Origin of the sequence: Pigmentibacter ruber, assembly GCF_009792895.1 — a bacterium.
Classification (GTDB): domain Bacteria; phylum Bdellovibrionota_B; class Oligoflexia; order Silvanigrellales; family Silvanigrellaceae; genus Silvanigrella; species Silvanigrella rubra.
In genome coordinates this window covers 1,086,484-1,111,234 of record NZ_WSSC01000001.1, presented here as the reverse complement: position 1 = coordinate 1,111,234, position 24,751 = coordinate 1,086,484, and the positions used below count along the sequence as shown (strand labels likewise).

Annotated in this window: 22 protein-coding genes; 12 read left to right on the top strand and 10 right to left on the bottom strand. The window is 29.8% G+C overall.

The window, feature by feature from the left end; translation table 11 throughout:
* Positions 1–30: 30 nt before the first annotated feature.
* Positions 31–1,338, bottom strand: a complete 1,308-nt coding sequence (locus GOY08_RS04610; RefSeq protein WP_158997590.1) for a pyridoxal-phosphate dependent enzyme — start codon at positions 1,336–1,338, stop codon at positions 31–33.
* Positions 1,339–1,488: 150 nt separating this feature from the next.
* Here GOY08_RS04610 and GOY08_RS04605 point away from each other — a divergent pair, with 150 nt between their 5' ends.
* From GOY08_RS04605 to kdsA, 6 genes are read left to right on the top strand one after another with little or no spacing between them, the layout of a single operon-like run.
* On the top strand, positions 1,489–2,346 hold the full coding sequence (locus GOY08_RS04605; protein WP_158997588.1) for a hypothetical protein: 858 nt from the start codon (positions 1,489–1,491) through the stop codon (positions 2,344–2,346).
* A gap of 2 nt (positions 2,347–2,348) precedes the next feature.
* The gene (locus GOY08_RS04600) at positions 2,349–4,961 is read left to right on the top strand and encodes a hypothetical protein (RefSeq protein WP_158997586.1); all 2,613 of its coding nucleotides are present in this window, start codon (positions 2,349–2,351) and stop codon (positions 4,959–4,961) included.
* Positions 4,958–6,985, top strand: coding sequence for a hypothetical protein (locus GOY08_RS04595; RefSeq protein ID WP_158997585.1), 2,028 nt, complete (start codon positions 4,958–4,960; stop codon positions 6,983–6,985). Before GOY08_RS04600 ends, GOY08_RS04595 begins: the two co-directional genes overlap by 4 nt.
* Before the next feature lie 14 nt (positions 6,986–6,999).
* A complete protein-coding gene (locus tag GOY08_RS04590; protein WP_158997583.1) occupies positions 7,000–7,431 on the top strand; it encodes a hypothetical protein in 432 nt (143 codons plus the stop codon).
* Positions 7,432–7,445: 14 nt separating this feature from the next.
* Complete coding sequence (locus GOY08_RS04585) at positions 7,446–8,132, top strand: DAHP synthetase I family protein (RefSeq protein WP_158997582.1); 687 nt, start codon at positions 7,446–7,448, stop codon at positions 8,130–8,132.
* Between the two features lie 24 nt (positions 8,133–8,156).
* A complete protein-coding gene (gene kdsA / locus GOY08_RS04580) occupies positions 8,157–8,996 on the top strand; it encodes a 3-deoxy-8-phosphooctulonate synthase (RefSeq protein WP_158997580.1) in 840 nt (279 codons plus the stop codon).
* Here the strand turns inward: kdsA and GOY08_RS04575 are convergent.
* From GOY08_RS04575 to GOY08_RS04555, 5 genes are all read right to left on the bottom strand, one after another.
* On the bottom strand, positions 8,993–10,609 hold the full coding sequence (locus GOY08_RS04575; RefSeq protein WP_158997578.1) for an SGNH/GDSL hydrolase family protein: 1,617 nt from the start codon (positions 10,607–10,609) through the stop codon (positions 8,993–8,995). The two genes, kdsA and GOY08_RS04575, sit on opposite strands and share 4 nt — an antisense overlap.
* A 254-nt stretch (positions 10,610–10,863) precedes the next feature.
* A complete protein-coding gene (locus tag GOY08_RS04570) occupies positions 10,864–11,352 on the bottom strand; it encodes a hypothetical protein (RefSeq protein ID WP_158997576.1) in 489 nt (162 codons plus the stop codon).
* Between the two features lie 242 nt (positions 11,353–11,594).
* The gene (locus GOY08_RS04565) at positions 11,595–12,353 is read right to left on the bottom strand and encodes an amino acid ABC transporter ATP-binding protein (RefSeq protein WP_158997574.1); all 759 of its coding nucleotides are present in this window, start codon (positions 12,351–12,353) and stop codon (positions 11,595–11,597) included.
* 15 nt (positions 12,354–12,368) lie between these two features.
* Positions 12,369–13,157: an amino acid ABC transporter permease gene (locus GOY08_RS04560; RefSeq protein WP_158997572.1), complete on the bottom strand. Its 789-nt coding sequence runs from the start codon at positions 13,155–13,157 to the stop codon at positions 12,369–12,371.
* Between the two features lie 55 nt (positions 13,158–13,212).
* Positions 13,213–14,067, bottom strand: coding sequence for a transporter substrate-binding domain-containing protein (locus GOY08_RS04555; protein ID WP_268892488.1), 855 nt, complete (start codon positions 14,065–14,067; stop codon positions 13,213–13,215).
* Positions 14,068–14,323: 256 nt separating this feature from the next.
* Here GOY08_RS04555 and GOY08_RS04550 point away from each other — a divergent pair, with 256 nt between their 5' ends.
* From GOY08_RS04550 to GOY08_RS04540, 3 genes are all read left to right on the top strand, one after another.
* A complete protein-coding gene (locus GOY08_RS04550; protein WP_158997568.1) occupies positions 14,324–14,992 on the top strand; it encodes a hypothetical protein in 669 nt (222 codons plus the stop codon).
* Positions 14,993–15,105: 113 nt separating this feature from the next.
* On the top strand, positions 15,106–15,675 hold the full coding sequence (locus GOY08_RS04545) for a BamA/TamA family outer membrane protein (RefSeq protein WP_158997566.1): 570 nt from the start codon (positions 15,106–15,108) through the stop codon (positions 15,673–15,675).
* Positions 15,676–15,798: 123 nt separating this feature from the next.
* The gene (locus GOY08_RS04540; protein ID WP_158997564.1) at positions 15,799–16,041 is read left to right on the top strand and encodes a hypothetical protein; all 243 of its coding nucleotides are present in this window, start codon (positions 15,799–15,801) and stop codon (positions 16,039–16,041) included.
* Here GOY08_RS04540 and GOY08_RS04535 read toward each other — a convergent pair.
* Genes GOY08_RS04535 through GOY08_RS04520 form a run of 4 tightly spaced genes read right to left on the bottom strand, consistent with a single transcriptional unit; the run spans position 16,021 to position 20,352 of the window.
* Positions 16,021–16,503, bottom strand: coding sequence for a hypothetical protein (locus GOY08_RS04535; RefSeq protein ID WP_158997562.1), 483 nt, complete (start codon positions 16,501–16,503; stop codon positions 16,021–16,023). The two genes, GOY08_RS04540 and GOY08_RS04535, sit on opposite strands and share 21 nt — an antisense overlap.
* A 2-nt stretch (positions 16,504–16,505) precedes the next feature.
* Positions 16,506–18,704: a hypothetical protein gene (locus tag GOY08_RS04530; RefSeq protein WP_158997560.1), complete on the bottom strand. Its 2,199-nt coding sequence runs from the start codon at positions 18,702–18,704 to the stop codon at positions 16,506–16,508.
* 20 nt (positions 18,705–18,724) lie between these two features.
* On the bottom strand, positions 18,725–19,405 hold the full coding sequence (locus GOY08_RS04525; RefSeq protein WP_158997558.1) for a 3'-5' exonuclease: 681 nt from the start codon (positions 19,403–19,405) through the stop codon (positions 18,725–18,727).
* A gap of 14 nt (positions 19,406–19,419) precedes the next feature.
* Positions 19,420–20,352, bottom strand: a complete 933-nt coding sequence (locus GOY08_RS04520; RefSeq protein ID WP_158997556.1) for a LysR family transcriptional regulator — start codon at positions 20,350–20,352, stop codon at positions 19,420–19,422.
* 100 nt (positions 20,353–20,452) lie between these two features.
* Between GOY08_RS04520 and GOY08_RS04515 the strand changes: the two genes are divergently transcribed.
* From GOY08_RS04515 to GOY08_RS04505, 3 genes are read left to right on the top strand one after another with little or no spacing between them, the layout of a single operon-like run.
* Positions 20,453–22,162, top strand: a complete 1,710-nt coding sequence (locus GOY08_RS04515; protein WP_158997554.1) for a hypothetical protein — start codon at positions 20,453–20,455, stop codon at positions 22,160–22,162.
* A complete protein-coding gene (locus GOY08_RS04510; protein ID WP_158997552.1) occupies positions 22,162–23,331 on the top strand; it encodes a glycosyltransferase in 1,170 nt (389 codons plus the stop codon). Before GOY08_RS04515 ends, GOY08_RS04510 begins: the two co-directional genes overlap by 1 nt.
* Positions 23,328–24,692: an undecaprenyl-phosphate glucose phosphotransferase gene (locus GOY08_RS04505; RefSeq protein WP_158997550.1), complete on the top strand. Its 1,365-nt coding sequence runs from the start codon at positions 23,328–23,330 to the stop codon at positions 24,690–24,692. The genes GOY08_RS04510 and GOY08_RS04505 overlap by 4 nt, the downstream gene beginning before the upstream one ends.
* Positions 24,693–24,751: the final 59 nt, after the last annotated feature.

Genomic DNA, 24,751 nt, shown 5'->3' with positions numbered 1-24,751 from the left:
TCCTCAAAACCAATCAAACTATCAATCATTTCAATGCCGCCTTCTTGGCTTAAAACCAGCTTCTTCAAGCTTTTCTAATAATAAATACTGATGCTCCGAATTTCGGGTTTCCAATGACAATTCCACATCAACATCACCTACACTTACTTCGCTGTAAGTGCGATCGTGAATAAGATCAAGCACATTTCCTTCTAAGGCTGCAACACATTCAAGTAGTTTTTTTAATCCCCCAGGCCTATCGCTAACACAAACACTCACTCGCAAAACCCTATCTGTAATATTAAGGCCTCTTGTAATAACACGGGTGAGCAACTGGGGATCAATATTTCCACCGCTAATGCATGCAATTACTTTTTTCCCAGCATAAAAATCAGGACGTTTAAGCAAATCTGCAATTGCTGCCGCTCCTGCTCCTTCAGCCAAGAGTCGTTCTTGTTCGCATAACCCTAAAATTGCTTGTACGATATAGTCATCGGAAACTACAGAAAAATTTTGAACAAAGCGTGTCATATAATTATAGTTTAAATTTCCAATTAAACCCACAGCAATCCCATCTGCAATAGTTGCATGTGCTGGTTTATCAATAGGAGTTTGTATTTTATTTTGAAAACTTTTCACAGCAGAATTGTAAAATTCTTGTTCAACACCTACAATATTTCCTTTTGTACCAGCCTTCAATACAATAGAAGCGCCTGCTGCTAATCCACCACCACCCACACTACAAACAAAATAATCTATATCTCCGTATGACGAACTAGTTGCTTCAGCATATTGTTCTAATGCTTCCAAAGCACAAGTAGCCTGTCCTAGAATGATGTCATAATTGTTATAAGCATGAATAAAATGCGCATGTTCTTTTTTTGAAAACTCAAGTGCAGCTTCTGTTGCTTCCTCTAAATTCATACCTTCTAAATAAATGATGGCTCCCAATTTTTCTGTCGCATCTCGCTTAACTAAGGGAGCTGTTTTGGGCAAGAAAATATGTGCTTCACAATCTAGATTTTTTGCTGCAAACGCAATTCCTTGTGCATGATTCCCAGCTGATGCTGCACAAACTTTTAATTTACCTTTGCCTTTACTTTTTGCTTTTAAATTATAAATAGCATTTAAAGCACCTCTAACCTTAAACGACCCATTTGGATTTAAAGATTCTAATTTAAGCCAGATATCGCCACCGGTTAATTGGCTTAACCATTGAGAACGACGCAAAGGACTGGGTAACATAAAACTACGAATTATATTTTGGTATGCTTGTCTTATTTCTCCCATGAGCTCAGCAGGATTTTCAAAAGTTTTTGCTTCAACCAAATTTAACAGCTTTAAAAATTCAGGAGACATAAGTGGTTACCTTTCCAATTTGTTATGAACAAAATTTTTATTGGAACCGTTTTCATAAATTTGTCCTAACTTGACAATCTCTGTTAACATAATTCTAGCAAGAGGGATAACATATTTATCAATCGGCTTCCAAAAAAAGGCAAAACGAAAATGAACTTTGAACAAATTGCTAGTGTTTTTCCAATGGAAGAAAAGTATTGGCCATGCGTAAACCCTTCAAAAGCATTACCTCTTGCGATAAGATCTTACATAAAAGAAAAATTTGGTGGTATTTTTTCAGCAAATGACTTTTTTAAAAAAAATTCTCCTAGCCGTTTAGGAATAGCAACACGGCCATTTGAAATTGGTGATCCAATAGTTACTATTTCAAAACCACACTTTATTAAAACAAATGAATTATTAACAAAAATAGATTTTTCTCCTGGAAGACAAAAAGTTATTGTTATTTTTCATAATTATTTTAATATGGCTTATTTTTCAGAAAAATCAAAAATTAATAAAGGTCAATTAGCAAACGGTATTTTAGCTATTTTAGAAGAAGCCCATAAAGGATTATCTCATTTTTTTAAAATACTACCTGTTAATACGATTGATTTATTTTCTGGAAGCAAACAATATCAAACAGAGTTACAAAATGCTGAATATGTTTATTTTATAACTGATCTTTTATATATACATGATAATCATTTGGCAGCAGCAAAAAATGTCCTTGAATTATTAAAAAATTTCAAAATTAAAAAAGCAGTATTTCTATTGCCAAGAGACCCATTAGAAACAACTAAATTAAATGAAAATATAGAAGAACTTATTCCATGGAAAAATGATATTAATATTAAAAATAATATACATTTTAGCGAATCTGAGTACTATAAAAACATTGAAAATCAAATTACTTTTCTAAGAAATGAAGTTAAACAAAACAATCACATAGTTAAAATTGTTACTGCTGAGGATAAAATTGGAAATTTTATCCATTTTTTACTCCATGAAGTCTTTAGGAAAAAATAAATATGTTTTTATTTATTATTTCAAGTTTAGTTTCTTTACTTACTATCTTGGTCTTATTTTTGCAAGTAAAAAAAATTAAGCCAAGAGAAATTCCTTCATGGTTTTTTGGAAAAACTAGAAAAAACCCTTTCAAAAATAAAATTAAATTAAATAAACCACCCATTCTTCCTATCATTCTAATTTTAATAATTACAATTTGCTTTTCCTTAGCATATCTTCAACAAAAACATGCTCTTAATAAAGAATCCACAAATAAATCTGCATTAATTTGGGTGGATCCTACTATATCTGCAAGACTTACAAGACTTGAAAATAAATTCAATCCTGAAATAGAAAGTGATAAAATTTTAGATTTTGGATATAAAAATTATGGATTAGAAAATTCTTATAAATTTGTAAATGGTCAAATAAAAATTGAACATAAAATAAAAGCATTATCTACAAAAAATGAAATTATTGAATTTTTAAATGTTCAAAGCAATATTGTTGCACCATTTAGTCAATCAATAGTAATTGATGAACTCATAAAAAATTTAAATAGTAATGAGAATTTTTTTGAAAAAAAGAATATTTTAATTGCCTTATCTGATGGAAATTACGATACCATGCAAGGTCTATTTAATTTAAAAAAGTATTTTACTAAAGGAATATTATTAAAAACTAAAGAGTTAAATAATTTAATAAAAACTCAAAAGGAAATAATACCAACAAATTTATTTCCTTTATGGAACGAAAAAATAAAAACAAAAGATGATTTCAGTATTTTCAACAAATTTAAATCTTTAATTCCTCAAGAAGCTCGCCCTCAATTCATAATAAATAATTTCAGCAATACACAAGAAAGTTTTAATATTTTAACAGAAAAAGATACAAAAAAGACCTTACCACTATTTATTGCATGTACTAATAAATATCCAAGTCCAATTGAATTAGATTCATTTGCAAGTCTAAGAACTCTTGTTAATTTCTTTGGAAGTAATTTTATTGAAAAACAGTGTGAGAAAGAGAATTATGAAAATATGGATCCAAATAAAAATATTTGGAAATATAGAAATGCTGCTGTTTGGATTGTACAATTGAATGATCAGGTAATTTCAACAATGAATGATGATCTCTCATTTTGGATCCCAGAAGGATTTGATCCTAATTTCGATACGTTAGTATATACAGCAGGAAACATTCCACATTCTGATTATATTGAAGAAACACTTGCAGAACTAAAAACTATTCAAATGGATTCAGGTAATTTTCCAATCCAAATCCCCATCATACCGCCTCCTCCAGGTGCTGAATTAGGCATTAGATTTCCGGATGATACAAGAGTTTATAAAGGAGTTTTTAAACCGTTTTATAATTCTGCAGATGGCACAAGTATTGCTTGGAAAGCAACTTCTTTACCATTTTTTTATTTAAGAACGACAACTACTACACCAAATGGGGAATTAGGAAGATCAAGAACATGGACCCATTTTTGGTTTGAAGTTTCTAGTACTTTAAAACAATCAAATCTTGCCTATACAAAATTAGTACTAGATGATGCCTCAAGATTAAGAGAAAAATTGGATGAAATTGAAGTTTATGCAGCAGATAAGTTTGCTGAAATACTAGATTTAGAAACTTTAAAATTCCAGAAATTAAATAACTTTACATTCGGACTATATAAATTAGAAAATAAAAATAAATTATTACTTATTACACCAAAAAATGATTTTAAATTTATTAAAACTCTTACTGTTGAAGAATTTAGCGAAAATTTTAGAAATCCATCAGTTGAAACAGATGAACAAAGTGGAAAAAAAAGTATAAGTCATTCAATTTTCCATATTTTAGCAGCGGTAATTGGAGCAATTTCTTTACTTGCTCTTTGGTGGCATCAAAAAATAAATATTGCTATTTTCCTATTATTTTTAAGTCTTTTTTCCTATAAAAATAAAACCTTTGCTTCTGAAAACTTTTCTTTCCCATTTTTCCCAAATAGTAGAGAAATTAACAAAAGTGAACATGAGAATGTTCCTTTTAGGATTGCTTGGTGTGGAAAAAATTTTACTGCAGACCACGAAAAAAAATACAATGAACTTCGTGCAACTATTATGAAACGTGGCACAATTACATTTCCATTGAAAATAAAAGTTGCTGCATGCCACCCAGGTGAAGCAGACATTTGGTGGACTGATGATTTCCGAGATTTAAAAATAAAAGATCTTTCTGCTCATATTTCAAACGGTGGGATTTTTATATTGGAAGGAACAAAAGAAATGCCTTCTTTTCTCTTAGAATTAAATGATCAAAGTATAGGTATTCAATGGGAATCACCAAAAAAAAGAGGGATGTTTTATCGCAGCTTTTATTTACTACAATCATTAGATGGTTGCTTAAATGACTCTGCTAAAGTTCTCATACTTCGCAAAAAAATAAATGCCCAAGCACCTTTTGGATTGACAATAAGTACACACTTTTTATCGAATGGCGAAGACTGTTTCAAAGAGAATAAAGATTATAGGCTAAGGACTTTTGTAAATATTTTTTATTCTTTTTTGACTACTGATTATAAAGAAGATCAAATTCAATTACCAGAAATATTAAACAGAATAAGAAATCTTGGGTTAGAACCATGAAAAAAACTATTATTTTACTTTTAAGAATATTTATTATTTTTTTAATTTTTTTACCAATAATATTACCATTTATTGAAATGAAAAATACTTCAGACTCAAATTCTATAATTCAAATATTTATTCCTGAAGAAATTAAATTTAGTTTTAAAGAAAAAGATATAATTCAAAAAATTATTTATAATCAATTCGGTCAAGATACAAAAATTAATTATACTAATTATGGTAAAGAAGATAATTTACCTATACAAGATTACGATGATCTTATTTCTCAAATAAAAAATAATTCAGGAACAACAGTAATTATTTCAAATGCACATTTTTTTGGAGAGGAGGCAAAAAAATTTAATACTTTATTGAAAGAAACCAGAAATTTTAAAGAAAATAGATTATTTTTTATCCCTTTGACAAAAATTCTTAGCAACAATAGTAGCTCTGAAAATTACTTGGTTTTATCAGATATATTTATTCCTAAAATTAGTTTTCTTGGAGAAGAATCGACCGCAAGTATTCATTTAATAGGGAAAATAAAATCACATAATGAAATTAAAGGAGAAATTATTTTACATTCCGGAAATTCTTTTTTAAATGCAAAATCATTTAAAATTGAAATACCAAGTAATGGGTTAATTAATACTATTATAGATGTTCCTATAAATTTCTCTAAAATTGGAAATCAAGTAGTGACTGCCGATGTTACTTCTGCATTTACAAAACAACCTATGAATTCTGTTAGTACAAATGTTCAAGTTGTTTATTCTAAAAGTACTTTTCTTCATATTAGTGTAGGTCCTGACTGGAGTTTAAGAACACTAAGACAAAAACTAAAATTTTGGCCAAATTTAGATTTATTAAGCTATTATATACTAAGAGAAACTACTAGCGATCAAAGCATTCCCAATTCTCAACTATCATTAATAGAGTTTCCAGCTGATAAGCTTTTTGGGAGCAGTTTACAAAACTTTCACGGAATTATAGCACAAAACTTCTTATTTGATACGTATCTTGGCGAAAAAGAGTCAAGTAACCTTATCAATTATGTAGCCAATGGAGGAAGACTTGTTTTACAAGCAGGACCTCTATCTTTTTTAAGTGAAAATAGCTTAATTAATTCTATTTTTCCTTGTGAAAATAAACCTAACTGGGATTTTAAAAATAAACATTTTTGGAAAGCAAATGAAACAAATTTTCTAACGGATGATATTTTTAAAGAAAGCTTATCAAATTTAGTAACTTATTATACTGCTTTAGACTGCAAACCCAAAAAAGACGCAATTGTTTTAGCAAAAACAGCTGATGGAGATAGTCCTGTACTTCTTGCTATGCCTTATCAAAAAGGAATTATTTTATCATTTTTAGGAGCTGATTGGATCTATGGCTATACTCAAGAAAAACTAGAAAATCATGCAGCTGTAGCTTTAAGAATGCGAGGTTCCGAAAGTAGTGAAAATATTTTTAATTGGATGGTAGAGTTCTTACAAAGAAGGCAAGATAGCGGAATTAAGGGACCAGATCTATTAGGCCCGCGTATCTATGCAGAAGACAAATTTTTGCAGATTAAGAGTCGAGGAGGCCTGCAAATAAATAAAAATATTTTTGTATCCTCAAACCTAAAAAATGAGCTATCTGGCGCACCCTTCATTTTAAATAATCTGCAAAGAGAAATGCTTAAGTTAGACTCGTCTCTGTCTACAATTTTACCAAACTTAAGCGCAAATAGCGGAATTAATTCAGATATTTCTTTGAGCTGGCAAAATAAAAAAGATGAGCATCTTAAATTTCAAACTTGGCCAGTTTTTTCTGGTACTGCAAAATCTCAAGAAAACTTTGAAAACCCATTTTTATTTGAAGGAATCCCTGAATTATTAAAAATATCTTCCGATTTAACCAAAGACATAACTGCAGTGTCAAAAAAAGTTGCACTTCTTGATGCATACCCATGGCTACTTGCATTCGCACTTTTTTTACTCACTTTTGAACAGTTATTGACCCGAGTTTTCTGGAGGAACGAACTCCAGAAGCTATAAGCTAAAGGTGGAGTATGGTTCCAAAAATACCGAAAAGACGTGAGCCCAGATACGAAACAGCAATAGTCGCTCAAATATTTCCAAATAAATGGAACCCTTTAATTTCAAAAAAAGTTGTCGTCTTGGACCTCTCATGGAAAGGATTTAAAGCTGAATTTATTACAAATGAGGGAATTAACTATAAAACTGGAAAAAATCTTTCATTAAAAATTCCAATTGATCAATTTAACATATCAAATATTAAATTTTTAAAAATTGATTTGGTTGTAAAATGGTGTGATAAGGAGTTAAAGAGAATTGGTGGTGTGATAATTCATCCAAGAGGTGAAAATGCCATAATCTTAGGTAATTTAATTCAAAAGCTTGCTTTATTGAAGCAAACTGAAGACGAAATAAGCCAAGGAAGCTCAAAAACTCTAGATCAAGAAAGTAGTGAAGCTTCCTAAATAGGGAGCTTTCCATGTCCTTTTTTAGTCAGTATAAAAACTTTGCTTTAGAGCATATTTCTAACAATAATCTTTTTGTTCCTAGCGAGAGATCTGTTTTTCCTGTTTTCAATTTTGGTGAATGGAAATTAAATTCAAATTCTAATCAGGTTCATTTAGAAATAATGAAGGAAAATATAACAAAATTTAAAGAAAATTCTCTTGATATAACTCAACCTTTTGGCTCTATAGTAAGTTCCCCAAATGAAATACTTCTTGCTGCTAAAATAGTAAATTTTCTATATATACCAGGTGAATTATGCAGACAAAGTGATATTTTAGAAGCTTGTAAACAAAGTCAATTACCCATTTTTGTTGAAAAAGGTAATTTTCTCGCTCCAAGTGATTTGCAACGAGTAATAGAAAAATTAAAAAACACTCAAGTTGCTATTATTGAAACAGGAAATTCTTTTGGATATTCAGATGTTGTTTTAGACCCTCGGTCTTTGCATATCTTACGCTCTTTTGGCATTCCATTTGGTATTCATCTCGGAAAATTGTCTTCTATTGAAGAAATAACCTATACACATAAACCGCAATGGCTTAAAAATAATGATTTTATGAATGCGTTTATTGATACCGGAAAATGTTTTGGTGCCAATTTTTACGTCATCGAAAATCGAAAACAATTAAAAGTCTTAAATAATTTTTTATCTGAATAGTTCATAAGTTTAAAGGCTAATATAATGCAAAATCAAACAAACTTTTATGCAGGTCAATGGGATGGTGAAATTTGTCAAAATGTCACTTTATCTAAAACAAGACCTTTAATAATTGCTGGACCATGCATGCTTGAATCCTTAGAATTAGGATTAGAAGTTGGATTTTTTATGAAAAAACTATGTGAAAAATATCAACTTCCTTATGTTTTTAAAAGCAGTTATGATAAAGCAAATCGCACAAGTGCAACAAGTAAACGAGGCCCAGGAATAGAAACAGGTTTAAAATGGTTGGAAAAAATTAAAAAAGAATTAAATGTTCCTATACTTACTGATGTTCATTCTGTAGCACAGGCTGAAGAGGCAGGAAATGTAGTAGATATTTTACAAATACCAGCTTTTTTATGTAAACAAAGGGAACTTCTTATAGCAGCAGCCCAGACTGGAAAAGTAGTTCAAGTAAAAAAAGGACAATGGGCTGCCCCAGAAGAAATGCGAGAAATAGCGCATTTTCTTTCTGCTTGTAACAATCCCAAAACCATATTAGTAGAACGAGGTACCTGCTTTGGTTATAACAACCTAGTTGTAGATTTTCGTAATTTAGTAGAGATGAGCAAAGAAGGGCATGCTGTTATTTTTGATGCTACACACGCAGTTCAGTTACCTGGCGCTGGGAATGGTTGTTCTTCAGGTTTAAGAGATATGGCACACCCTCTTGCAAAAGCCGCAATTGCAGTTGGAGTTGATGGGCTGTTTATGGAAGTTCATAAAAACCCAAATGAAGCTCTTTCCGATTCTGATACTCAATTAACTATGCTCATGGCTGAAAAAATAATAGAAGATATTGCGAAAATGCTGCACCTTTAATTCATTTGAGACTGGCAATATTTTTTCATTTCATCTATTGTTTCTAAATTTTTATTTAAAAATCCATTTTCAATCATTATTTTTTCAACTGCAAAATTAACCCAACATTGAGAATATGCTGAAGGATGCGGGGAGTTAAAGAAAATAGGATATTTTATTCTATTCCCATTTTCGTCACTACATTTATTTTCTTTTACAGCCATTAATATTGTTTCTTTACCAATATTTGAAAATGCTGTTTTATAGAAATTCCCGCTATAACAAAAATCTTGTATATAATTATTAGTTTTAGGAATTAGATATTTTGAATTCATTTTAGTAAAACCGTAATCAAAAAACGAGTCATCAAAAATATTTTTGTTATTCATTATTCTTTCAAAATCACTATTAACATCGAGAATTTTAATATTAATTTTTTCTTTTTGAATATCTTGGAGATTTTTCAGAGAACTATTTAAATAAAAGTTAAATTTTGCAGTTGCCTCGGATAACTTTATAGAAAATTCTGTTTTATTTTTTTCATCATCTTGATATTTATTATAATTTGCAGTTAAAATAATTGGCGTTTTACCTAAATCAGGTAAATTTAAAACTAAAAAATGATAGCCACCTGCATTATTTAACATTTTAATTTGTTCAACGATATTATCTACTGCTCTTTTATAAATGATATTGACTCCACCTACAGCATCTGGGTTTTCAAACATATTCTGAGCAGGTAAATTTCCCTCAAATTTTTCTAAAAAATCATTTGCACCAATCCAAAATATATAAAGTGTTTCATTTGGGTTTGTAATTTTTTGATTTGTAGTTCTATATGAATCAGTTGTTAAGTAAGATTTTAAATAGGAATTAACATAATATTTCGAACTTCCAGTAAAAAAAGTTCTTACAGCAGTTAAAAATTGTGTAGGAATACTATTATTAAATGCATCATTGGTTCCATCAGTTTTTGCTCCGCCATAAGCGAAATTTAAAACTGGTAAATGAGTTCTTTCAGTTAAGTAATCATTCCAGACATATCCATCAGCAAAACGTCCAAACCAAAATGGATAAAACGGCATTATTTTTGTCCATCGCTTTAAATTACCTGCATCAGATAAACTATCACCAAATAAAACAATTTGTTTAATTTTTTGTTGATTTACTTCGCCTTTAATAAATTGAATTGGATATTCATATCCTGCTAGATCTGAAGTTGCAGCTTTTATTTCAAATATATCAAATTTTTGTGTTGGGAATTTATTTTTTAAAGCTGAATTACATTGATTTTGAACTTCCTGATAAGATAATTTTTCCTCTATAAAAAACCCATCAGTTATTTTTCCTGTTAATTTTGTCTTAATTAAATTTGAATTCCCTGAATTTATTGCCCAAACATAATTTTTTCTAGCTCCAAAAGTTAAAAAATCCAAGCTCGGATACATTAAATTAGGATTGCTATTTTCTAACCCTTGAAGTTGATCATGATAATAACAAGCTACATAATAGTCAGAGTTAAATAAATTCTTGACATATTCTGGCTCAGATTTTGCGAATGAAGTACCAGAAAAGCAAAAAGAAACTAAAATGCTAAGTTTTTTGTATGACTTTATTTTGAAGGATAACTTCATATAATTTCTCCAATTTTTAATTATTTTCTGCAAAAAAAATATCTTGAAATTTATTGGTAGTCAAATTATTATTATTTTTAGCTTATTTTTATAAATTTGAGGTAAAATAAAATTTAATTCTATATCTACAAGTTATTTTCATAAAAATATCTTTATATTCTTTTATTTTCGTCAAAAAAATGACAAGTCAGAAAATTGACAAGAAAAAACTCCATTTAATATAAATGGAGACACCCCGTCTTTTTTATAATTTATTAATTAAATATAACTGTATAGCTCTCTTTTGCACAGTTTTTGCTTAATTCTGAATTCTTGATAAATATTTCAATTGCTTTAGCTGCATTATTTTTTAGGTCTGTAGCAAATATAGGATTCACAAAAGAAGGAGAACCTTTAAGAACTGCTGTATGAGTTATTTTAATGTCTTTACAATTATCGTCATTAATAACAGCTTTAATTGATGCTTCAGTTTGATAAGTTCCAATTAATGGGACATTAATAACTTTAAAACCTACTTTTTCAACATTGATAGCGGTTAATCTATTTTTTTCATTAACTTCAAAATTACCAGATAAAGTTACTGGAGTACTTTTATCTACAACTCCCTTTTTAAATGTATCAATCATTTCTGCAATTATTTTATTTTGATTTTCTGGATTAACTACTGTACTCAAATCATAGGTTTCAGCAAACGCTGCACTTGATAAAGTAGCAATATATAAGGTAACTAATTTTAAACTCATAAGTATTTCCTTTTTTATTCGACAGGGCTGAATTAAAGTACCATTATTACCTTAAATATCAAGAATAAATGTGAAATAATTAATTTATACATATTCTTGATATTTAATCAAATAACCAATTAAATTAGTTAAATTCAATTAATTGTTTATTTGATTTTTCTCATAAAGATTTTCTTTAAAAAAAGAAAAAACCCTTTCTATTCTTCAGAAAGGGTTAGAATATTATAAGACAAATTTAAAAATTAACTTTGATGTGTAATTCGCTTAAGGAAAGTTTGAAGACGTTCGGTTTTTGGAGCTAAAAACATTTCTTTAGTGTCACCTTGTTCAACAATCAAACCACTTTCAAGAAACATTGTTCTATTAGAGACTTTTTGGGCAAAATATAATTCATGGGTAACAACAATCATTGTCATACCACCTTTAGCTATGTCAACTAATATATCTACAACTTCATCTACAAGCTCTGGATCAAGAGCACTTGTAGGTTCATCGCAAAGTAAAACTTTAGGGTTAATTGCCAATGCTCTTGCAATTGCAACTCGCTGTTGTTGCCCTCCTGACAAGCCTCTTGGATATTTATCTATGTGACCACCTAAACCTACTCTACGCAAAAGATCAGTAGCTATTTGATTTGATTCTTCTTTGGATTTGCCTAAGACTAAATTAGGTCCTAAAGCGACGTTTTGTAATGCAGACATATGTGGGAATAATTCAAAACGTTGAAAAATCATTCCTGTATTTCTTCTAATTAAGTGCAAAGATTTTTTGGAATCACGATAATTTATTCCACATACTTCAACGTCACCCGAAGTGATCGTCTCTAGGGCATTAATAGTTCTCAAGCAAGTACTTTTACCACTTCCTGAAGGACCAATAAGAGCAACTACTTCACCTTGTTTAACCTCAAAATTTATACCTTTAAGAACATGATGCTCTTTATCTTTGGTGTAAAAAATTTTATTAACATCTTTTAAACTAACTACGACATCTTGCGACATAAAATCATTTCCAAATTAATGTTTTAAGCTTACACTTAATTTCTTTTCTAGATATCTTCCTAATGAGCTAACTAGAGTATTTACTACGAAATAAAGTAAAGCAATAAAGAACCAAATTTCAAAGCTTCTAAAGGTAACAGTTACAGCATTTTGAGCTTCTTTTGTAAGTTCAGGAATTGCCACAACAGAGAGTAGAGAGCTGTCCTTAATTAAAGAAACAAATTGGCCAATTAATGGTGGCAACATATTTCTAAGTGCTTGTGGAGCAATTACTTTTCTAGCTATTTGTAGAGGACTGAGACCTAATGCCTTTGCAGCATCAATTTGGCCTTTTTCAAAGTTTACAATAGTGCCTCTAAAAATTTCAGCTACATAAGCTGAACAAAATAAACTCATTGTTAATACACCGGCAACTGCTCCAGACAGATTAAAAGCCGAACCTACTATAAAATAAGCAACATATAATTGAACAAGAACAGGGGTATTACGAAAAACGTCTACATAAAATAAAGCGGCAAACTTTGCCACCTTTTCTTTTGTAGTAAGAAGTATACCAAAAATTATTCCTAGAATAGTACCAATGACTATAGCTTCAAAACTCATTTTGATTGTTATCCACAATCCTTTTAGAAAAAGACCAGGTCCTCCTCCTTCAGAACTTGGAAGCCAAATATAGGGTAGTAAATTTGTAAAGTCCCAACTATAATCTAGTTCCAGAAAACTTCGAACTAATATATAGAATAGCAATGAAATTACAAAGATAGACAAAAGGGAGTAATAAAGAGGTATTTTTTTATCTGGCATTGCGTTTCTTTTTTCCAAACTGAGGATTTAAAACTAAAAAACAAAATTATTTTTGCTACTTATCTAGAAGAGCCATCCACTCTTGACCTTCGAAATAATACTTGACCGCCTTAGCATAACCACCATTTTTTTTCCAGTCAGCTAAAAACTTATTGAAGGTAATCAATAAATCTTGATCTTTTTTACGCATTGCCACAGCAAATTGGTCACCACTAAATCCATTTGGAACAATATAGATTTTTCCTGGGTTATTTAATGCAGCGAGTTTCACATAAGGAGTATCATAAATAAAAGCGGCAGCTCTTCCTCCTAAAACTGCGTTTAAAGTATCAGCATCGGCATCGAAGCGCATAATTTGTGCTTTACTTAAAGCCTTAGAATCTTGAAGATATAAATCAGGAGCAGATCCTGTTTTAACTGCAACTTTTAAATTTGGTTTATTAAAATCATCTAATGCTTTGTAAAGCTTTCTATTTTCAGGAGTGTCTTTTGTAGCTATAAGTAATTTATTATCGTAGTAAGGATCGCTGAATTGAACCGCTTTAGCTCTCTCTTTAGTTTTAGCCATAGATGAGGCTATCATATCACATTTTGCAGTTAATAATGAAGGAATAATACCATCCCACTTTGTGTCCAGCATCAATAATTTTACATTTAATGTCTTCGCAAATGCTTCCATCATATCGGGATCAAATCCTAACCATTTGCCAGATGCAGTTTTCATCTCCAACGGCAAATACCCTGATTCAGCACACACACGTAAAACACCATCTTTCTTAATGGTATCCAGTATTGACTTCTCAGCAGCATTTCCTTTTGAAAGTATTACTGTCGAGATGGCACAAATAAACAATTTTATAAGCGTGCTTCTTGCTGCAAGCCGTAGCCCAGAATTAGTTGAGCTCCTCATAGTTGGATACCTTTCGTTAATTATTGGAAATACGAAAAAAGCAATGCTCCGTTTATCACACAAAATCATAGTGAGCAAATTTAATCCTCAAAAGAAAATCTCAAAAATGTAGCAAAAAACAAGCACATTTGCACAATCAGTTCAGAAGGAAAATGTTTCTTAACTATCTTGTGTCATATGCAAATATTAGTCATATCTTCTTCATCAAAAAATAAGATAATTCCAATAAAGTAGAATTTCTCGATAGAGGAACATTATGAATTTGATGAGATTTCTTTCCTTAATCAATATTTTGCTGATTAGCGGGTGCTCTTCACTGCTAAATCCCAACTATAAAAGGAATGGGGATGCTACAGAACAAAGAAAAAGTCCAAGCTTTTTAGAAAGTCTCTTTCAAGATGAACCAAATAATGAAAATGGAAGAGATAACTTCAACAGAAACGGTATATCACAAAATGGCCAAATAAGTCCAAATAAAAGACCCTCTTTAGGAAACAATAATTTTAATTATGCAATGCCAATGCAAAATTCGTTTTTACTTGCGCATATAGAAGGCAATACTTGGAGGACACAAGCACATCCAGCTCTAGTTTTTGGAATTATCTCGAGAATTTTATCACAAAATTATATCATAAACTCAATGGATAGACGCAATTTTAATTTGCAAACAGATTGGGATAAGTTTTTTATTGATGGTAGATTATTTAGAAACAGAATAAATGTAATGATTTTTCCTGTTGGCCCTAGGCAAACCGAGGTTGTATTAAAAAACGTTGTAGAATACTATACAGGCTCTCCTGCAAGTAAAATGGAGGATAATTCATCCTGGCTTCCAAGTCCTGATCTAACAGATGAAATAAATAAACTAGTAGATTCAACTAATAGACAAACAACTCTTCTTCAAAATCAGATCTATTCTCGCTAAAAATATCCTATCTTTAAAAAATAATGAAAATATTTCCTGTGTATATGAAATATGAATAGCCGATAAAAATTTAAATTAATTATTATCTGGTTAAAATTTCTATGAAGATATTTTTGTTAACAATAATAAATTTTATATTTATCTCTAAAATAGCTTTTGCTATAGATATAACTTTTAACGGAAATTACTCTACAAGTTATACTAGTACATACAAATACACAAGAACCTCCTATGGACTTGAAATTGGCTTGCCTATAAATAGATTTATGCAAATTGAAATGGGGGAATCATTTACAAGCGATTTATATGAGTACAATGACGCATACAGAACTTATGTTGCAAGCCAAGGGACTAAGACATTACCAGCTGGTCAACTAACTCAGCAAATAGATTCAACTGATACTTTTACAAATTTAAGCATAGGATTATTTAATTATTACTTTAGTCCATCTATTTACGGCGGCATATTAAATAGAAAACAAAAAACAAAAGATATATATGGACAAGAAAGTAACGATGAAGTTCCCTTAACTTGGGATGCTGGTGCTTCTTTATCAATGAGAATAACTCGCTATTTTCATTTGAAAATTACTTACCGCATATCTCCTTCAGGAGTAAACTCTCCATACGGAAATCCTTATTATGATCAATCCTATTGGGGTGGTATTACTTTAAGTTTCTAACTATATGAAATAATTTGAATAAATTTATTTAAAAAAGCTACATTTTATATTGACTTTTAAAGTAACTTGACCTAATTAAAATTGTCTTTTTTATTCATATTGTCTATTATTAAAGAGTTTAAAATGAATATCAAACAATCATTAATAATTTCTATAATTTCTATTAGCTTAATTTCTAGTTGTGTTGAATTCAGCAAAAGTAATCCTAATATATTAAATATTAATGAATATAATATTTCTGAATATTCTCTAGAATTCACACAAAAATTCAATACTAAAATTTCTGATTTTCATTCAAATGTTGATGAATATATGGAAAATTTTTTTATTAATAGCTTCATTCAATTAAAAAAAATCTTTATTTAAAAACCGAAGACTCCCCTGAGCTTCCACTATCATTTCTAATATTTTCAATTTATGTTTCCATAATAAAAGAAGTTTTTTAGCTTCTAAGTAAACATCAATTTCTTCTAATGCTGTTAAAAATAAATCTTCTTGATCGTTGAATGTATCCAAAGAATATTCTTTTCTCTCTAGATTAGAAAATGCAAAACAGCGATCTAATGTTTTAATTATTCCATCCCATTTTGTTATATTTTCAGTACAAATAGAAACAAGTGAATTAATTTCATTTCTACCTTGATCACAAAGTAAATAAAAAATACTTTCAGATTCTAAATTATCAGGTCGCCCCTGTTTAATAGCAAAATTTAGTTCATTAATATTAAAATATTCACTAAAAGAAGATTTAGTTTTCACCCGTTTTTGGCTAGATCGATGATGAAAAGAGATTCCATGAATGTAATTACGATTTTTAAATGTTTTCATGACTACCGTAAACGACTTTCTAAGTAACGAATCATAGGAGAATCAGAAGTTTCACCTTGAGATTTTAGTTTCGAAATTTCATCAAGAATTTTTTTTCTCCAAGTCGAATCTAAAGCGCTTTGTGCGGATATTATATCCATCATAGAACGATAAGAGTGTGCGTCTTGCTCTTTCTGCATATCTTTATCGCTTTCTTCCTCGTCTTGCAGTGATAAAATGGCTCTTTCTACTGCCTCTTGTGCCTTTTGGGTATACACTAATTTATCAAATGAGCTATCTACATTTGTTGATTGTAGTGTTTTTTTTGTATTACTCTTTGCTTCTTGCAAAAATTCATTAAATTCTCCTCCTAAACGTGGTGTCTTTTCCAAATTTGCTTTTGCTTTCTCTAATGTTTTTATTACTTCAGATTTATTAGTTGCGTATTTTGAATTTTCTAAGGCAAGATCGGCATGATTTAATTGAATTTTTGCTTCCTGTATGGCTTTTAATCTAGCCTGTTGTAATAATTGCATGGCAAATCCTAAATGATTATTTGCTTCATCCATGGCTTTTTGTATATGATTCTGAGCATCATAAATATTATCAGTTGTTAAACTACGTTCAGTAGATTTTAATTTATCTGAGGTTTTATCTGCATTTAATAAAGTTAAAATAGAGTTTTTTTCTGAATTTGATAAAGGATATGCATTTTCATTAATAATTTTCTTGATTTGCAAATTGATATGAGAAGCCATTTCTTGGAGTTCAGCTGCTTCACTTTTGAATTCATTTTTATGTTTTAACCAATTCTCATTCATTAATAAATTATTTTTTAGATTTAAGAGTCTTGCCATGAAGTTATTTGTTTCATTCATTTTTTGCTGTCTTCTTAAAATATTTAAAGTAGTAATTAATTTTGCTTTAGCTTTTTCATAATAATTATCATTCTTAAGAGACATATTTTCAACTGAACTCATAGTCTCTAAAATATTTCTTCTAATAACACCTGACTGACTTAAATTTATAGATAATTGTGAAGCTTTAGATAGAATATTTAATTCCAAAGATTTAAAATTTTCATCAGGTTTATTCATACTATTCAAACGTTTTAAAGCATCTTCTAAATTTTTAATAATCTCAGATCTTACTTGCAGAGGAGTCTTTATAGGAAACTCTAATTCGTTCGACTCGCCTGCCAGATCAGACAAAACAGTTTTAGCGATAGCTTTTACATAAAGAATATCTTCTGCCAAAAAAGGTATTCCCAAAGTAACTAATTCAACATTTTCTGAGTTAAATTGAAATTCAGCTGAATTGGCGAATTCAGCAATTGTTTTTTTAAAAGAATAACCAGATTTTGTACGAACATTTAATTCTATATTAGTTAAAGGAACTTTCGAATTTACTAATAACTTAAAATTTAGTTTTCCATGAAATTGAGGTGAGTCCAAACTTTCTTTAAAAATAGGTTCAAAAACAACCTGAGGTTTCATAGTTAGATTAACTGTTAAATTTATTTTAAATGTTTTTTCTTTGTTAGTTACAATTAATTCTATATTTTTTGGCTCTATTTTTATTAGATTGTTATTATTTATAATGTCTTTTGAAAAAGAAGAATACATTTCTTGAACCGAAGTTGACCAACTTCCATTTCGCATTTGATAAGATATATTTTTTTCAGGATAACTTTGGTTTTTATCAACTAATTGAACTTGCCAAATATCGCTTTTTTTTAAATTTATGATATTTATTTCCAAATAATAAGAACTATCAATTTCTAAATTTTGTTCTTTCTTTGTTAATTCTAGAAATAAAGGATTTTTTGATAAATAAGATGGATATTCAATTTTTATTACAGGATAAGATTCTTTAAAAATAGATATAAATTTATCAAAACTAAATAAAAACTCTTCTTTAAAAGTTAAAACTGCTGAAACAATAAATAGAAAATATATAAAATATTTTTTCCTATTCATTTTTTTTACATAATTTTTTTCAGAAAAACCTGCAGCTCTTAAATTTAATTCAATTCTTTCATTCGAAAAAGATTTAATTACTTGTTGACCTTGAAAAAAATATCTATCAAATAACCTCAAAGTTAATAAAGAGATTGGAAAAGCAGTCCAGATAAGAGAAGGATTTACAAATTTATAAAAGACAAAACTTATTTGAATAGTAAAAAAAATTGCAAAAATAAAATGTAATAATTTACTTTTCACTAACGTCACATTCCTAAAATTTATCCTGGCATTTCCTCACGATAAGGATAAAGATCCGCAATGGTCTTAATTGCAGGATTTTCTCTAAGCATACTCCAAAATACATCGGCTGTAACTAGAATATCGCCAATAGAACGGTGCCTAGATTCAAAGCTTAATCCGTAATGTCTTGCTAAAGCGTCAAGATTTCTGCGCTCAATCTTAACTAAATCTCTTGCCATTTTTAGAGTACAAAACACAGTATAATCACATGATATCCCCAATCTATTCGATTCATGAAACAACATTCCAACATCAAACTCAGCATTATGTGCTAACCCCACACATCCGCGTAAAAAATCGTGAAAATTTGGTAAAATAGATTGAAAATTTGGTTTATCAATTAACATATCATTTGTTATTCCTGTTACTTTTGTAATTTCATCAGTAATAAGTATACCTGGATTAATTAATTGAGAAAATCTATCAACCTCTTTTCGATTTATATATTTTATAGCACCAATTTCAATAATTCGAGAAGTTCTTATATCTAAACCAGTTGTTTCAAAGTCAAAAATAACAAAAGGTAGTTCATCAATTGCATCTGAGTCATTAAACCTAGAACCACTCATACCTCCCATAATTGCAATTAATGAATTTTGCGAACTTTGTTTAGCATTAAGAATATAGTGAAATATACTATTTTGAAAATTTGATACCATAAAATAAATCCAACTTATTGATAAATTTTTTGTAAAACCTGAATGAATTCAGCTGCTGCAGGTGCAAGCTCACGTTCTTGAGAAGAACAAATTAAAATAGATCTTTCCATTCTTAATCCCTGTACTTTTAACACATGGATATTTTTTTCATTTTTTAATGAGTGCGAACTTACAACACTTAAGCCGATATTTTTTTCTACCATTTTTATCATACTTTGTGTAGATCTTAAAGTCATTACTGTTCTATATTTCATTCCTAATTTTCTGAATTCCATTTCAATTATATCATGTATTGCACTACCGCTTTCAAACAAAATCATTGGCTGTCTGTTAATATGAATAGGTAACAAAGTCTTTCCTTGTTTCTCTAATGATGAAGACATTTGTACCAACGGATTTTCAGGAGCTGCGATAATTTCTAAAGTGTCTAATATTTCTCCATGAATTTTAAGACCCATTAAAGGATCCTCACTTGAAGAAATAAATGGATTTCTAGTTATTAATCCGACATCTACGGAGCCATCATGAAGTGCTTCAATTACTGTAGCTGAATCTTTTTCATGCAGAGTAAATTGAATTTGAGGATATTTTTTTCTAAATTCAGATATTGCATCAGGAAATACACCAGCAACAGCTGTTGCTCCACCACCTAAATGAACAAAACCTTCACGCAATTCTAAATGATTTCTTACTGTTGTTTGTAGTTGATTCATTCTTTTTAGAATATCTACTGCAATTCCGTAAACTAATTTTCCCATTGTTGTTAAACGAACCCCTCTTGCAGTTCGTTTTAAAAGAGCACATCCTAAACTTTCTTCTAGTAATTTTAACCGCGCAGATAAAGCCGGTTGAGTAATATGCAATTTATTAACAGCCGATGAAAGAGATCCTTCTTGCACAACTGTAACAAAAGCTTGCAATCTATATATGTCCTGTAACTCTTGCACTCTTTACTCCATAATATGAGAATAGACACGTTTGGAACAATACTGTAAGGATAAATGTCGTCAACAAGTTATAGACGATAATAAGAACAGGATGACAATTGTGAAAGAGATTAACCCATCTAATAATATCAGTCTCAATAACCGTTCCAACATTGCACAACTTGCTATTTGGACAAAAAAATTTTCCACTCCTCTCCATAGAATGATCAACACAAGTTTGCAAAAAATAACCGCTTCAGAACATGGGCAACTTATCTTGTCCGTTTATAAACCTGGTGATGATAAAAGCACTGTTCTTTTAAGTATGAAAAAAGGTGAAAGCGGTATTTCAACGACACACTTGAAACCTATTCCTTTAAAACAACCTAACTCTATTGTTCAGATTGCACGTAAATACTTGCATGGGCGAAAGATTATTTCCGCTTATGCGACTATGGCACCAATTACCATAATTCTAGAATTTGGGGAACCAAATAAAAATCTCGAAAATTTTCTTGAAATAGAAACGGGACCAGATAGTTTGATACTAGATTTAGATGCAAAGCCACCAAGAATCATATTAGCTAAAAAATATTTAGGAGTTCCAAGCAGATATATCACTGAATGTGGGCATCATTTTTCTCCAGAAGATATTTTTTTTGAAAGCTGGTGTGAATGGAGTGAAGAAAATACAAAAACAAAGAAAAGAGCTTGTTTTTTTAATCCCTTAATTGGTTATTGTCCGATGCCCGGTATTAGCGATGAGAAAGAGCATGTTAAACAACATGAAAGTAAAGCTTTTGTTCCGCTAAATTTACCGAAGGTACCTGAAGAATTATCATTAGTCACTGCTTTGGAAAATTTACCAACTCATATTCGCAGAGCTACAAAAACAAAACTTCAATTTTTGACTCGAAGAATTCAAAAACAAAAACAAGATCTTCCAGATCAAAAAGAAATTTCTCGACTTTTAAAACAAAGTGAGGGTTTAAAAACAAACTTATATTTGTGGCCTAAAGATTCTCCTACATGGTATGTACCACCACAATTTATTTCTGAATTTGGATTACCAGCATTTTTCACTCTTAAAAAAGCTGAAAAACCTGGCGATATTTTAAATAAAATTCATCATGAAGTAGATGTTTTAAAGAGAAGAAAACAAGAACTTACAACTAGAATTGCAGAAAGTATTCAAGCTGAAAACGACTTTAAAAATTTAATTATTAATTGTGCAAAAGAGATAAATTATTTTATTGATATTTATTCAAAAGAAAATGCAAATATTTATAATAAAGATATCAATAAATTTTCTAAATATATTTTAGATTTAATTTTAGAAAAAGAAGATCTCCCTTTAATTTCAAAATTATGTAGAATCTTAGATATTCCTATAACAGAAAGTAAACTTGAACGAAAACTCATTGAAGAAAAAGAAAAACGTTTACCATTTAGAATTTATTTTGCATCTACTGGTGAATTCATCCGCGTTGCTAAATCAGCTGAAGATGGTGATAAAATGTTAAAAATGATGCCTTCAAATCATACATGGCTTCACGTATTAACAGGAGAAGGAAGTCATGTTTGGCTTGAAAAACCAAAAGGAGGAAAAAAACCATCTCCGCAAGCAATAAGAGAAGCTTCAATTTTAGCAGTTCATCATTCTAAACACAGCAGAGCTCAAAGTGCAGAAATACAATTAGCAACCCGTGCTGATATAGAAAAAAAGAAAAACTTACCTATTGGTAAAGTTCTTGTTAGAAGATGTGATACATTGCTAATTAAATATGATCAAACTGAACTTCAAAAACTACTTGTGGGTGCTAGCATATAATGGAAATTAAAGAAGAATTTGTAGCTCAAACAACAAAATTAAAAGTTGCAATTATTCATGATTGGATGTTCACCAGAAGAGGTGGCGAAAGGGTTCTTGAACAAATTTTAAATTTATTCCCTCAAGCTGATCTTTATTATTTATTTGGAAAACCTGGAAAAGTCTTACAATTAAAACATTCACACCGATTTATTTCTTCATTCCTAAGTAAAATACCCTTGATTGAAAAAATTTATAAAAATTTATTGCCATTTTTTCCGATTGCAATTGAAAGTTTTAATTTAGAAAATTATGATCTTATTATTTCAAGTAGTAGTTGTGTTGCAAAAGGAATTATCCCACCTCCACTCGCTATTCATGTCGCTTATATACATAGCCCTATGCGTTATGCTTGGGATCAGGAGCATCGTTATTTTAAACAACAACCTAAATTAACAAAACCTTTAGAGATTTTAAGAAGATTTCTTTTAAATAGACTGAGAATATGGGATGTTACTTCTTCAGTAAGAATTGATAAGATAATAGCAAATAGCCAATTTGTTGCTAGACGTTGCAAACTATATTATGGCAAAAGTGCTGAGGTAATATACCCGCCTATAAATATTAAATATTTTAATATCAGTAATGCACAAAACATAATTTCTCAAAAAAGAAAAGTATTATTATTTGGAGCATGGACTCCGTATAAAAAAATGCTGCAAACTTTAGATCTTCTCATAGCAAATAAAATTTCAGTAATAGCTGCAGGCCAAGGCGAAGAGTTACTAAAAGCCAAAGCAAAGTATGGTGATAAAGTTGAATTTTATATTGATCCACAAGATGAGAAAATACCAGCAATTTACGCTCAAGCACATTGCCTACTATTTCCTGCTATTGAAGATTTTGGTATTGTACCTTTAGAAGCTACTGCTGCAGGACTGTGGGTAGTTGCACCAAATAAAGGTGGCACAAAAGAAACAGTAATTGATAAAGTTACTGGATATACTTTCTACGAAACTTCTACAGAGTCTATGTTATCTGCTTTAAATGCGGCATTAAATAAGGATATTACTCCTGAAGATAAAAAAAATATGGCTTTACATGTTGAGAATTTTTCAGAAGAAATATTTCTACAAAAAATGATGATGACTTTATTAGATTGTTTAAACTCTAAAAGGGATATGCAATGATTATTAGTAGGCATGTTGAAAAATTAAATATTTATAGAGCTATTTTAGATTTTTCAATTATAGCTTTTTCATGGATATTTGCTTTTATTTTACGCTTTAATATCGAAATTTTTGCCCTTACAAAAGGAAGTGATTCATTAACAAATTATCTTAAGCTACTGCCTATTTTACTTACCAGTTATTTTTTTATTTTTTTATCTTCTGGTATTTATAAAAATAATTTAATAAAAAAAAGGATATGGGAAGAAAATTACCTTTTAACAAAACAACATACTATTTCTTTTTTCATATTTGTTACATTATCATATTTTATTTATGATCATAGATATAGTCGTTTAACTTTAGCAATTTTTTTTATTTTAGTAATTTTTTTACTGCCTATAGGAAGAAGTTTAATAAGAAAACTTAACAGGCTATATTTAAAGCATAATAAAAATAAAAAAATTGCCATAATTATTGGTGAAGGACCAAATTCAACGAGCTTAGCTAAAATTATTCATTCACATTCAGATTGGAATTTAAAACTAGCTGCAACTCATTCTTTTTCTGCTATAACTGCTATTGATGATTATTTAAGAAAAACACCTGTAAATCTAATTTTCATAACTCCAAGTGCACATGAAACAACTAAAGTTAATGAAATATATAAACATTTAGATAAAAGTTTAGCTGATATTTTTCTTATTCCATATACAGGAGAAAAAACCTTTTTCAATCCAAATCCTATTCAATTTGATGGCATTACGGCTTTATCTTTAAATTCCTCACAACTCCATAGCTTTGGCTTAATTTCAAAACGACTGTTTGATATTTGCTTTTCCCTTCTATTTTTAATTTGCTTTTCCCCGGTTTATTTAATTTGTGCTTTATTAGTTCGTTTGAGCAGTCCTGGACCAATTTTTTTCAAACAAGAAAGAATGGGACTTGATGGAAAAAAATTTAATTGTCTTAAATTTAGAGGGATGTATGTGGATGCTGAAGCAAAATCGGGTCCTGTATGGGCAAAATCTAATGATAATCGTACTACTCCCATAGGTAAGTGGCTAAGAAAAACAAGTTTAGATGAAATCCCACAATTTATAAATGTTTTAAAAGGTGAAATGAGTGTTGTTGGACCTAGACCAGAACGTCCAGTTTTTGTTGATGATTTTAAGGAACAAATACCTGGATATTTATTACGCCATAAAGTCAAAGCAGGCATTACTGGGTGGGCGCAAGTAAATGGTTGGCGTGGCAATACTTCTTTAGAGAAAAGAATTGAATGTGATCTTTGGTACATTCAAAATTGGAATTTTTGGTTAGATATGAAAATCGTATTTTTAACTCCTGTAAAAGGACTTATCCACCCAAACGCATATTAATCTCTTGTAATCCATCTCCATCTGCTTAAAGTATTGGCTATTCTTGGTAGAAGTCCCAT

What these genes read in the sequence shown, in the direction of transcription:
- GOY08_RS04610 (WP_158997590.1), bottom strand. Translation starts at nt 1,338, where the DNA reads ATGTCTCCTGAATTTTTAAAGCTGTTAAATTTGGTTGAAGCAAAAACT.
- GOY08_RS04605 (WP_158997588.1), top strand. Translation starts at nt 1,489, where the DNA reads ATGAACTTTGAACAAATTGCTAGTGTTTTTCCAATGGAAGAAAAGTAT.
- GOY08_RS04600 (WP_158997586.1), top strand. Translation starts at nt 2,349, where the DNA reads ATGTTTTTATTTATTATTTCAAGTTTAGTTTCTTTACTTACTATCTTG.
- GOY08_RS04595 (WP_158997585.1), top strand. Translation starts at nt 4,958, where the DNA reads ATGAAAAAAACTATTATTTTACTTTTAAGAATATTTATTATTTTTTTA.
- GOY08_RS04590 (WP_158997583.1), top strand. Translation starts at nt 7,000, where the DNA reads ATGGTTCCAAAAATACCGAAAAGACGTGAGCCCAGATACGAAACAGCA.
- GOY08_RS04585 (WP_158997582.1), top strand. Translation starts at nt 7,446, where the DNA reads ATGTCCTTTTTTAGTCAGTATAAAAACTTTGCTTTAGAGCATATTTCT.
- kdsA (WP_158997580.1), top strand. Translation starts at nt 8,157, where the DNA reads ATGCAAAATCAAACAAACTTTTATGCAGGTCAATGGGATGGTGAAATT.
- GOY08_RS04575 (WP_158997578.1), bottom strand. Translation starts at nt 10,609, where the DNA reads ATGAAGTTATCCTTCAAAATAAAGTCATACAAAAAACTTAGCATTTTA.
- GOY08_RS04570 (WP_158997576.1), bottom strand. Translation starts at nt 11,352, where the DNA reads ATGAGTTTAAAATTAGTTACCTTATATATTGCTACTTTATCAAGTGCA.
- GOY08_RS04565 (WP_158997574.1), bottom strand. Translation starts at nt 12,353, where the DNA reads ATGTCGCAAGATGTCGTAGTTAGTTTAAAAGATGTTAATAAAATTTTT.
- GOY08_RS04560 (WP_158997572.1), bottom strand. Translation starts at nt 13,157, where the DNA reads ATGCCAGATAAAAAAATACCTCTTTATTACTCCCTTTTGTCTATCTTT.
- GOY08_RS04555 (WP_268892488.1), bottom strand. Translation starts at nt 14,067, where the DNA reads ATGAGGAGCTCAACTAATTCTGGGCTACGGCTTGCAGCAAGAAGCACG.
- GOY08_RS04550 (WP_158997568.1), top strand. Translation starts at nt 14,324, where the DNA reads ATGAATTTGATGAGATTTCTTTCCTTAATCAATATTTTGCTGATTAGC.
- GOY08_RS04540 (WP_158997564.1), top strand. Translation starts at nt 15,799, where the DNA reads ATGAATATCAAACAATCATTAATAATTTCTATAATTTCTATTAGCTTA.
- GOY08_RS04535 (WP_158997562.1), bottom strand. Translation starts at nt 16,503, where the DNA reads ATGAAAACATTTAAAAATCGTAATTACATTCATGGAATCTCTTTTCAT.
- GOY08_RS04525 (WP_158997558.1), bottom strand. Translation starts at nt 19,405, where the DNA reads ATGGTATCAAATTTTCAAAATAGTATATTTCACTATATTCTTAATGCT.
- GOY08_RS04510 (WP_158997552.1), top strand. Translation starts at nt 22,162, where the DNA reads ATGGAAATTAAAGAAGAATTTGTAGCTCAAACAACAAAATTAAAAGTT.
- GOY08_RS04505 (WP_158997550.1), top strand. Translation starts at nt 23,328, where the DNA reads ATGATTATTAGTAGGCATGTTGAAAAATTAAATATTTATAGAGCTATT.